The following is a 9,505-nucleotide window of genomic DNA, read 5'->3' as shown; positions in this document are numbered from 1 at the left end:
CCGGGTTGCGATGTGTCGGATAGGGGATAGCCTGCATGGCGCCGTGTGTGCGATCATGATCTGTCGGAATTCGGGGGCACACGGGGGTGGTTCCGCCATGCGCATCGACGGCTATCTGGCCAACAACGAACATCTAACCGTACAAATACGACTTCACTGGGTGGTGGTTGCCCGGGTGGTTCTCGAGACGGCCGGCGTCCTCGCCGTCGCCATCGCCGTCTCCCTCTACGATGCCGTCCACCACGCGGGCATCGGTGTGTTGGTCACGCTGCTGTGGTGGGTGGCGTTGGCCGTGGTCCTCCGGCTCATGTGGCGACTGCTCGGCTGGTATCTCACCGTGCTGCTCATCACGAACACCCGGCTGGTGAAGGCGTCCGGGATCCTGCCCCGGCGGATACAGAGCCTGCCACTGTCGAAGATAACCGACCTGTCGTACAAACTCGATCCCAACGGCCGGCTTCTCGGCTACGGCACGTTCGAGATGGAGACCGAGGGCGATCACGTCAGCGCGTTGGAGAAACTCGAACACGTGCCCCGGCCCGACCGGTTCTACCTGCGCCTGTGCGACGGCATCTTCGGTGGAGCCCCCGAACCGGCCCTGGACGACGACTGACGCTGGTCGACCGCTCCTGACGGGGCTGGTGACAGGCCGGCGTGCTCTGACGCGCTCCGGCTACCCCGGCGCGGGTAGCCTCGGCGCTGTGGCACTGGAGCACAAGCCTGACTTTGCGGATCTGCTGACCCTCGACACCATCGACCGCGACATCTTCCGCGGTCGATGTCATGAGGGTGCACCGATGCGTGCCTTCGGCGGGCAGGTCGCGGCCCAGGCGCAGGTCGCGGCCGGGCGCACCGTCGACCCCGACCGGCGGATGCACTCGCTGCACGGCTACTTTCTGCGCCCCGGCCGCACCGACGCGCCGATCGTCTACCTCGTCGAGCGGCTGCGCGAAGGCCGGTCGTTCACCACCCGTCGGGTCAGCGCCGTCCAGGACGGGGAGGTCATCTTCTCGATGTCGGCGTCCTTCCAGCGTCCCCGGGACAGTGACGACAGCCATCGGCCGCGGATGCCTGACGTTCCCGGCCCCGATGAGCAGTCCCAGCGGTGGGGGCCGATGTTGATCGCCCCCGATTTCCCGCCGTTCCAGCTGCTCGATCTCCGGCTGGTGACCAGCTCCGTCGCCCCCGAGGACGGGATGCCCCGGCAGTACATCTGGGTTCGCGTCGATCAGCCGTTGACCGACGACCCGCTGCTGCACGTCTGCGCGCTGACCTATCTTTCGGACGTCACCCTGTCCACCACCGCGCGGCGCCCGCATCAAAGGGCCGGGGCCGGACGGCTCGACCTGGTGTCGCTCGACCACGCGATGTGGTTCCACCGTCCGTTCCGCGCCGACGACTGGCTGCTGTTCGCCCAGGACAGCCCGACCGTCGGCGGCACCCGCGGGCTGTCCCGGGGCATGTTCTTCACCCGCGACGGCGAGCTCGTGGCCTCCGCCATGCAGGAAGCGGGCCTGTTGCGACACTGACCGATACCGTCGTACGCCATGAGCGATGCGATCGTCGAGATACGCCCCGAGTACAGCTCCGCCGCCGTCGCGGACCTGCGCGACCGGCTGCGGCGTACCCGCTGGGCCGAGTCGGCGACGGTCGACGACTGGTCGCAGGGCGTTCCGGTGGGCTATCTGCGCGAGCTGTGTGGCTACTGGGCCGATGGCTATGACTTCGCCGCCGCCGAGGCCCGGCTGCGGGCGTTCGAGCATTTTCGCACCCGGCTGGACGGGTTGGACATCCACTTCATCCACGCCCGGTCGCCGCATCCCGGCGCGCTGCCACTGATCCTCACCCATGGCTGGCCCGGGTCGGTGGTGGAGTTCCTCGGTGTGATCGAGGCGTTGACGAACCCGGCGGACCCGGCGGACGCGTTCCATCTGGTCATCCCGTCACTGCCCGGCTACGGCTGGAGCGCACGCCCGACGTCCACCGGCTGGGCCCTCCCGCGGATCGCCCGCGCCTGGGACGACCTGATGACCCGGCTGGGCTATGACCGTTATGGCGCGCAGGGCGGTGACTGGGGGCGATGGTCACCACGAGCCTGGCCCAGCAGCGGCCCGCCCGACTCGTCGGCGTGCCTGTCAACATGCCGCTGGTCGGTATCGGCCAGGCCGCGGCCCGCGGCGAGCTCACCGACCTCACCGATGCGGAGTGGGCGGCGCTCGCCCGGCTGCGCGAGTACACCACCTGGGGGATGGCCTGCGCCTCGCAGCAGTCCACCCGCCCACAGACCGTCGGTTACGGCCTGGTCGACTCGCCGGTCGCCCAGTGCGCGTGGATCGTCGAGAAGTTCCACGAGTGGACCGGCCACGACGGTGATCTGACGCAGGTGCTGTCGCGGGACCAGATCCTCGACGACGTGTCGGTGTACTGGTTCACCGGCACGGGTGCCTCCTCGGCCCGGCTGTACTGGGAAAGCCTGCGCGAGGTCGATGCCGACGAGGTCGCGGTGCCGTCGGGGATCTCGGTCTTCCCACACGAGATCTTCCGGGCGTCGCGGCGTTGGGCCGAGCGCAGGTTCACCGACCTGCGCTGGTTCGGCGAGCCGGCGCGCGGCGGCCACGTCGCCGCGTTCGAACAGCCGGCCCTGTTCGTCGACGAGGTCCGCGGCTTCTTCCGGCTCGTGCGCTGAGCGGACACCCGCCGTGGCCGGCTACGAGCAGGCGGAGCCGGTGTCGCCCGGATCATCGGTGCGCACCTCGGACCAGTCGAGGCCCTCGAGGTTGACGACGATCGCCTCCTGGGTGGTGCGGGCGATCACGACCAGCGCCTCCACCGACGGGTCGGGGTTCTCCTCGCGGTGCGGCACGTACGGCGGGACGAACACGTAGTCGCCGGGGGACGTCTCGACACGTGTCTCGACCGGGTCGTCCCCCTCGACGTTGAGAAAGACGAAGACGGGATGGCCGGCGACCACGTAGATCGCGGTTTCGGACGCGCCGTGGTGATGGTTGCCCGAGGACGTCGACGCGGGCACGTGCGTCTGACCCATCCACAGACTGCGGGCGCCGACGGTCTTGCCGCTGATCGCCTCGCGGCGGCGCATCCCCGTGGTCTGGGTGGTGTCACCGACGAGGCCGGCGGGGGCGACCCGGTGCAGCCGACGGTGGAACGGGTCGATGTCGGCGGGCACCGCGACCCCACCGGGCGTGCGCACCACCCGGATGGCGCGACCGGGCGATCCCGACGACCCGGCTGACCCGGCGGATGTGGCGGACGTGGCGGACGTGGCGGACATCAGGCTCCTTCGGCGAGCAGGTCGCGTAGCGCGTCGGCGGCCCGGCGGGTGACCGATTCGGCCAGGCCCGTGCGTGACCACACCGCCAGCGGAAGGGCACCGGGGGAGGGCAGGTCGTCGCGGGCGACGAGGCCGACCGGGGTGTGGTGCAACGTCGCCATCAGCGCGACCCCGAGGCCCGCGCCGACGGCGGCCTGCACCCCGGCGAGCTGGATGGCCTCCGCGCCGATCACCGCGGGCAGGCCGTGCCGGGACAGTGTCTCCAACGCCCGGGTGCGCAGCGCGCACGGATGGTCGAAGGCGACCAGCGGGATCGGCAGGCTCGCCGCGGGGCGGTGCCAGCCGGGGGCGGCGTACCAGGTCAGCTCCAGATCGCCGACCGCCCGTGCCCGCGGATCGTCGGCCGGGCCGAGCAGCAGGGCCAGGTCGACGCCGCCGCCGTCGAGCCGTTCGCGCAGTTTCGAGCCCCGGTCGATCCGAAACCGGATCTGATGGCCGGCCGGACCGTCCTCCAACGCGGCGCGCAGCGGCGGCAGCACCTGGGCGGCGGCGTGCTCGGTCGACCCGATGACCAGGGTCGCGTCGCCCGCGAAGCCGAAGTCCTCGAGGGTCTCGTCGTGCAGGGCGAGGATGCGGCGGGCCTGGCCGAGCAGTTTCTCGCCGTCCGCGGTCAGCCGGGAGCCGCGCCCCTGGCGTTCGACGAGCAGCCGCCCGGTGGCGGCCTCCAGACGGCGCACATGCTGGCTGACCGCCGCCTGGCTCAGATGCAGCGAGGTCGCGGCCCGCTGGAAACCGCCGCAGTCCGCGACAGCGACGAGGCTGCGCAGGGGGGCGATGTCCAGGGTCCGGCGCATGTTCACCAGGCTACTCGAGAATGCATCACGATCCGCGATGGATCGCCATCATGAAGCGTCGTTGGACATACCGCCGCACGCGCCGCATGCTGGGCGCCATGGCCCAGTTGACCTGCGTGTTGCTGACACGTTGTCGCTGGCTTGATTTTGCCCGCGGCCAAGCCGCGCTCTGTCGCTGACCTCCGTGCCCGCCGCGCCGGCCGCCCGAGCCCGCGCCGTTCCTCCGGTGGACGTCCAGACCGACGCCTGAACTGGCGTGTGGACGTCCGTGCTGACGTATGTACAGGCGTCCAGGAAGGTCAGTATGTCCGATTCTACTCCGCTTCTACTCCGCATCCCGGCTCGGCTTCGAACTCCGGCTCGGCCCGGCGGCCGGGGCGCACCCTGAAGCTGGGGGCCGTCCTGTTCGGTGTCGGTGGCCCCGGCCAGCACACCACCTGGCTGGATCCCGACATCCCGACCAACGCGAGTGTCGACGTGCGCTGGTACATCGCCCGCGCACAGCAGGCGGAGGCGGCGAAGTTCGACCATGTGTTCATCGTCGACAGCCAGTTCATCACGCCGGACTCGCCGCACCACTACCTGAGCCGGCTCGAGCCGCTGACGCTGCTGTCCGCCATCGCGGTGCACACGCACCACATCGGCCTGGTCGGCACGATCACCACGTCCTACAACGAGCCGTTCAACGTGGCCCGCAGGCTCGCCTCGCTCGATCACATCAGCGGCGGGCGGGCCGGCTGGAACGTCGTGACCAGCGGCGACGCGGGCACCGCCGGTAACTACGGCCGCGACGAGCACTACGACTACGCCACCCGTTATGGCCGCGCGCTCGAGCACGTGCGCGTCGTGCAGGGCCTGTGGGACTCCTACGAGTCCGACGCCTTCCCCCGCGACCGCGCGCGCGGCGAGTTCTTCGACCGGACCCGTCAGCACACCCTGGACCACCGTGGCGAGTACTTCGGCGTCGTCGGCCCGCTCAACCTCGAGCGCACCCCGCAGGGTCAGCCGGTGATCTTCCAGGCCGGTGACTCCGAGGAGGGGCGTGACCTGGGCGCCAGCATCGCCGAGGCGATCTTCACCCATGCGCCGTCGCTGGCGCAGGCGCAGGAGTTCCGCCGCGAGATGCGGGCCCGGGCGGCCGCGAAGGGACGCGACCCCGAGCACGTGCTCATCGTCCCCGGCATCTCCCCGGTGATCGCCGACACCGACGCCGAGGCGCGGGCCAAGGACGACGCGGCGCGCGGCGGGCGCAGCTTCGAGCGTGCACTGGCCAACTCGGCCGTCCGTTCGGCTGGCACGACTTCACCCGCTACGACCTGGACGCCCCCTTCCCGGACGTGGGCGACGCCGGCGCGCGCAGCTTCCGCACCCACGCCGAGTCGATCACGACGCTGGCCCGCGAGCGCAACCTCACCCTGCGCCAAGTCGTCGAGCACCAGCTGGACGCCCAGCGCTCGCCGTTCGTCGGTTCCCCGCTGACCGTCGCGAACGAACTCCAGCGCTGGTTCGAGGCGGACGGCCTGGACGGCGTCAACATCACGGTGAACTCGGCGCGCGAGTTCGCCCGCTTCGCCGAGCAGGTGGTGCCGATCCTGCGCGACCGTGGCGTGGTACGCGACGAGTACTCCTCGACGACGCTGCGCGGGAACCTCGGTCTGCCGGTCCCGGCGAACCGGCACACAGTGGCCCGAGTGGCCAGTACTCTCGATGCGGTGGAGGTCGGCACATGGTGAGCCCACCGCAGGTCATCGACTCAGCTCGGCTGCGATATGTGTTCGGCTCGTTTCCCTCCGGTGTGGCCGTGGTGGCCGTGGAGGTCGACGGCGCACCTGTCGGGCTGCTGGTCAGCTCGTTCACCAGCGTCTCGCTGGAGCCGCCGCTGGTCTCGGTGTGCGTCGCGCACTCGTCGAGCACCTGGCCGCTGCTGCGCTCCGCGCCCCGTCTCGGGGTGAGCATCCTCAGCGCCGCCCAGGAGCGCCACGGCCGTCAGCTGGCCGGTCGCGGCGCCGACCGGTTCGCCGAGCTTGACTGGCGCACCACCGACGCCGGCGCCGTCCTGCTCGACGACGCCGGCGGCTGGCTGGAGACGAGCGTCTCCCAGCAGGTCCGGGCCGGTGACCACGACATCATCGTGCTCGAGGTCCATGACCTTGACGCCGATCACGATGTCAGCCCGCTCGTCTTCCACGCCAGCCGCTTCCGCCGCCTCGAGTAGCCGCTCCGGCCCGACCCCGGCCCGGTTCGGCGGAACCGGGCCGGGGTCGGGCCGGTCGCGCGCGACGCCGACCGCCGTGGTCAGCCGGCGAGGGTGGTGACGGAGAGGTCCCACAGGCGGGCGGCGGCCTCGGGGTCAAGGGCGTGGGCGGCGACGCCGTTGCGGGCGGACAGCATGCCGACCTCAGCCTGGTTGCAGTCCTCGAAGTAGCGTCCGCCCACCCCGGCCAGCAGCGGGGACGCCGCGAGCAGCACCGAGGTGGCCGCACCCTGCTCGGGGCTCTTCCAGCGCAGCGCGGGACCAGTGCCGTCGCCCGCGGCGGCCCTGCGCAGCCGCTCGAGATCCGCCTCGGAGACGTAACGCTGCAGGTTGGTGCGGATGCCGCCGGGCATGAGCGCGTTGACGGTGATGCCATCGCCCGCCCACCGGCGGGTCGCCTCCACGGCGAACAGCACGTTAGCCGTGGTCGTCGATGAATACCGAGGTGGCAGGCAGGAAACCCAGTAGTACCAGTGGTTTCTAGCGTTCACGGTGTTACGCGAGATCACGCGGTTTTACAGGCTCGTACGGACTTTTTGCGGACCGTGATCATGGTTCGGCCGGCTCGGCAACTCGAAGGTCACTGCCGTGCGGTGTGGGCACCAGTGCTGTGAGCCGGGCATCGTTCGGTGCTGGTCTGCTCGTCGTGGCTTCGACCGGCGCGCGCCGGTCTGAGGTTCCCGGCCGGCGGGCGCCACGGAGGGTCCGCGGGTTCTTCTTTTTCTGCGCCGCTGTGTGTACGTCACTCTCTTCCGGCTGGGTGCGTACCCCCGGCTTCAACCGGTCTGACCTGGGAAAACAGGGGGTACGCGGGCATTTCCCGAAGTGCGTACCCCCTGGGTGTCTGTCCGGCCCGCGGTCGACGCCTACGGCTTGCTGCTGCTGATGTGTAGCCCACAGTGGACGAATGCCCGTCTCACCCGTCTCACCCGGCTCACGGGTGCCGTAGCGGGGTTGTCTCGGTCAGGTTGAGGGAGTGTCCGCCGGCTTGGGCTGCAGGTCGGTGCGGGCGCCTTTCCCGGGCCGGCTGGTGAGCCACTGGTCGATGGTGGACTGCCGCCAGCGGGGCCGGTCGGGGACGGTGGTGTCGTCGGGTTCGGGGAGTAGGCCGCGGTGGCGGTAGTTCCGGACGGTCTGCGCCTTCATGGCCTGGTTGCGGCTGGTGGCGTGGTCGGCGATCTGGGCGTAGCCGAGTAGTGGGTCATCGCTCATGGGACATGAGTATGCCGCATACCTATGTTGTTGGACTGTTGGGCAGAATCGGGATACCTAGGGTTACGGCAACCCTAGGTTAGATGGTGTCGGAACACCGAACCGCCAGGGGGCCACGATGACCATCACCGAGATCACCACCAGCACCAGCGCCACCCCCGCGGCCGTCTCCGACCACACGATCAGCATCGCCACCGCCGCGACCGAACTCGCTGTCAAGGAGACCACCATCCGCCGGTATGTCCGCGCCGGCCGCCTGGCCCCGCTCGCCGGCGGCATCTCCGCCAACTCGGTCAGCGCCTACGCCGCGGCCCGCACGGCGAACATCACCCGCACCCGTTTCAAGCCCGCCCACACCTACCGACCGGCCAGCCCCATCGAAGCCGCCTGCGCCGCCTACAACGAGGGCGTGGAGGCGCGGCGGGCAGCCGACCGGACACTCCGACCGGCGCAGAAGACCCTGAAGGCTGTCGGTGCCGGCGTCTACGGCCCGTGGGCGGTTGAGCTGGTCCCCTCCGGCAGGGAAACCGTCGATCTGGACGCGGTCACCCGGATCCTGACCGGCCTGGGCATGGACGTGCCGATGAAGCCGGTTGCGGACACTCTCCGCGTCAGCTGGACCGGCTGACCCCCGGGGTGAACCGCGGCCTTCATGGCGCAGACAAGGCCGTCCGCCAACCTGCCCAGGTCAAGGCGACGGGCAGGGCAGCACGAAGGGCCCGGGACATCAGTCCACGGGCCCTTCGCTTTACCGAAGCTCAGGTGTACGAGCGGTCAGGGGACGACGGTGACGGTGGCGTGCCAGCGGATCGAAGTGACCGAAGAGATGTCACCGGGCGGGGTGTAGTAGCCGACGATCCGCCCGTCGTGGGCGATGTACCAGGTGTGGATGCCCCCGTCCGGGTCCCAGTAGTTCGCCGCGCAGTCGTGCAGGGCGGTGTCCAATGCGGCAGTGAGGGCGTCGACGACGGCGCCGGGCACGGGTGTGCTGGTGTCGCCGTTCTGGGTGGGCCAATGGTCCAGGATGTGACCGGCCTGCTCCGGGACGTTGTCGTCGCGCGCCATGGCTGTCTCTCTCGTATGTCATGCCGGGTGGGCTGGTGGGCTGGTGGGCTTCGGCGTCGATGGCCGGGTCAGAGGGGGAGGGAGGCGGCGCCGGTGGCGCCTGGGGAGGTGAGCCGGCGGCGCGCCGGGCCCCGTCCGGTCGCGCGGCCGCCGGGCAGGAGGGTGAGTCGAGGTCGGCTGGTCGGTTGCTGTCCGACGTGGGTGTGGGCGTGGCAGCCGGGGCAAGGGGCCGGCCGCCGGGCCCGTAGAGGTGGTGGAAGGCGTCGCAGCCGGCGCACGGTCCGACCTGCGACGGGGGGAGGCCCAGGTGTGCGCAGGCGGTGAGGAACGCCGTCCGTGCGGCGATCCGTGCGTTGTGGGCGGCCGGGTTCGGGAGCCACTGGTCGCCGTCGTGGATCTCGCGGGGGATCCGGTCGGCGGCCCGCCCTACCGCTGCCGCCCACTGCCCGACGGTGAACCCGCCCGGGGGCAGATCGAGGACTGTGTCGGCGGGCAGGCCAGGCGGTAGGGCGGGGCTGGTCATCGGCGGGCTGTCGAGGGTGCGGCGGGTGGGGTCTGCCGCCAGCCGCGGGTGAACAGCACCGTGGTCTTGAGGTTGATCGCGGCGGGCAGGTCGATGTCGAACGCGGCGGCGGTGACGAACGCGGTGAGCACGACGTCGGCGAGTTCGGCGGCGACGGCGGTGAGGTCACCGGGGGTGCGGGCCATCCCGAGGTGGCGGCGGGCGGCCTGTACGGCTTCGCCGGCTTCTTCGGCCAGGGCGAGGGTCTGGCGGACGCGGGGGTCGACGTCGGGGAAGACGTGGGCCAGTTCGCAGTGGATGTGCTG

The 9,505-nt window shown here is 70.8% G+C and carries 10 protein-coding genes and 3 pseudogenes; 7 read left to right on the top strand and 6 right to left on the bottom strand.

Annotated features, from left to right (window positions below; genetic code table 11):
• Nucleotides 1–175: 175 nt before the first annotated feature.
• From G6R24_RS14850 to G6R24_RS24565, 4 genes and pseudogenes are all read left to right on the top strand, one after another.
• Nucleotides 176–613, top strand: a complete 438-nt coding sequence (locus G6R24_RS14850) for a PH domain-containing protein (protein WP_225438551.1) — start codon at nucleotides 176–178, stop codon at nucleotides 611–613.
• Nucleotides 614–797: 184 nt separating this feature from the next.
• On the top strand, nucleotides 798–1,529 hold the full coding sequence (locus G6R24_RS14845; RefSeq protein ID WP_163549841.1) for an acyl-CoA thioesterase: 732 nt from the start codon (nucleotides 798–800) through the stop codon (nucleotides 1,527–1,529).
• A gap of 18 nt (nucleotides 1,530–1,547) precedes the next feature.
• Nucleotides 1,548–2,018, top strand: a pseudogene (locus G6R24_RS24570) (epoxide hydrolase family protein); the annotation flags it as partial.
• Between the two features lie 62 nt (nucleotides 2,019–2,080).
• On the top strand, nucleotides 2,081–2,686 hold the full coding sequence (locus G6R24_RS24565; protein ID WP_217451608.1) for a hypothetical protein: 606 nt from the start codon (nucleotides 2,081–2,083) through the stop codon (nucleotides 2,684–2,686).
• Between the two features lie 21 nt (nucleotides 2,687–2,707).
• On the opposite strand, the gene G6R24_RS14835 is transcribed toward G6R24_RS24565, so the two are convergent.
• Nucleotides 2,708–3,292 (bottom strand): cupin domain-containing protein, encoded by a 585-nt coding sequence (locus G6R24_RS14835; protein WP_163549840.1) that lies wholly within the window; start codon nucleotides 3,290–3,292, stop codon nucleotides 2,708–2,710.
• Nucleotides 3,292–4,146, bottom strand: coding sequence for a LysR family transcriptional regulator (locus tag G6R24_RS14830; RefSeq protein WP_163549843.1), 855 nt, complete (start codon nucleotides 4,144–4,146; stop codon nucleotides 3,292–3,294). Before G6R24_RS14830 ends, G6R24_RS14835 begins: the two co-directional genes overlap by 1 nt.
• 384 nt (nucleotides 4,147–4,530) lie before the next feature.
• Between G6R24_RS14830 and G6R24_RS14825 the strand changes: the two are divergent.
• A pseudogene (locus tag G6R24_RS14825) lies at nucleotides 4,531–5,879 on the top strand (NtaA/DmoA family FMN-dependent monooxygenase).
• Nucleotides 5,873–6,361, top strand: a complete 489-nt coding sequence (locus G6R24_RS14820; RefSeq protein ID WP_163549839.1) for a flavin reductase family protein — start codon at nucleotides 5,873–5,875, stop codon at nucleotides 6,359–6,361. Before G6R24_RS14825 ends, G6R24_RS14820 begins: the two are co-directional and overlap by 7 nt.
• Nucleotides 6,362–6,441: 80 nt before the next feature.
• Here G6R24_RS14820 and G6R24_RS14815 read toward each other — a convergent pair.
• Nucleotides 6,442–6,840, bottom strand: a pseudogene (locus G6R24_RS14815) (SDR family NAD(P)-dependent oxidoreductase); the annotation flags it as partial.
• Nucleotides 6,841–7,363: 523 nt separating this feature from the next.
• Nucleotides 7,364–7,612 (bottom strand): MarR family transcriptional regulator, encoded by a 249-nt coding sequence (locus G6R24_RS14810; protein ID WP_163549838.1) that lies wholly within the window; start codon nucleotides 7,610–7,612, stop codon nucleotides 7,364–7,366.
• A gap of 118 nt (nucleotides 7,613–7,730) precedes the next feature.
• Here G6R24_RS14810 and G6R24_RS14805 point away from each other — a divergent pair, with 118 nt between their 5' ends.
• A complete protein-coding gene (locus G6R24_RS14805) occupies nucleotides 7,731–8,240 on the top strand; it encodes a hypothetical protein (protein WP_163549837.1) in 510 nt (169 codons plus the stop codon).
• Between the two features lie 146 nt (nucleotides 8,241–8,386).
• Here the strand turns inward: G6R24_RS14805 and G6R24_RS14800 are convergent, their stop codons facing one another.
• Both G6R24_RS14800 and G6R24_RS14795 read right to left on the bottom strand, forming a co-directional pair.
• On the bottom strand, nucleotides 8,387–8,677 hold the full coding sequence (locus G6R24_RS14800; RefSeq protein WP_163549836.1) for a hypothetical protein: 291 nt from the start codon (nucleotides 8,675–8,677) through the stop codon (nucleotides 8,387–8,389).
• Nucleotides 8,678–9,196: 519 nt separating this feature from the next.
• The coding region (locus tag G6R24_RS14795; protein WP_163549835.1) for a pyrophosphohydrolase domain-containing protein at nucleotides 9,197–9,505 on the bottom strand (309 nt) is incomplete at its 5' end.

Source organism: Candidatus Frankia nodulisporulans (assembly GCF_902806475.1).
Lineage (GTDB): Bacteria > Actinomycetota > Actinomycetes > Frankiales > Frankiaceae > Frankia > Frankia umida.
Note: the sequence above shows the minus strand (reverse complement) of the source record. Positions and strands in the feature narration are given on the sequence as shown.

Excerpts from the sequence above, each read along its gene's own strand:
- G6R24_RS14845 (WP_163549841.1), top strand. The coding sequence starts at position 798 with ATGCGTGCCTTCGGCGGGCAGGTCGCGGCCCAGGCGCAGGTCGCGGCC.
- G6R24_RS24565 (WP_217451608.1), top strand. The coding sequence starts at position 2,081 with ATGGTCACCACGAGCCTGGCCCAGCAGCGGCCCGCCCGACTCGTCGGC.
- G6R24_RS14835 (WP_163549840.1), bottom strand. The coding sequence starts at position 3,292 with ATGTCCGCCACGTCCGCCACGTCCGCCACATCCGCCGGGTCAGCCGGG.
- G6R24_RS14830 (WP_163549843.1), bottom strand. The coding sequence starts at position 4,146 with ATGCGCCGGACCCTGGACATCGCCCCCCTGCGCAGCCTCGTCGCTGTC.
- G6R24_RS14820 (WP_163549839.1), top strand. The coding sequence starts at position 5,873 with ATGGTGAGCCCACCGCAGGTCATCGACTCAGCTCGGCTGCGATATGTG.
- G6R24_RS14810 (WP_163549838.1), bottom strand. The coding sequence starts at position 7,612 with ATGAGCGATGACCCACTACTCGGCTACGCCCAGATCGCCGACCACGCC.
- G6R24_RS14805 (WP_163549837.1), top strand. The coding sequence starts at position 7,731 with ATGACCATCACCGAGATCACCACCAGCACCAGCGCCACCCCCGCGGCC.
- G6R24_RS14800 (WP_163549836.1), bottom strand. The coding sequence starts at position 8,677 with ATGGCGCGCGACGACAACGTCCCGGAGCAGGCCGGTCACATCCTGGAC.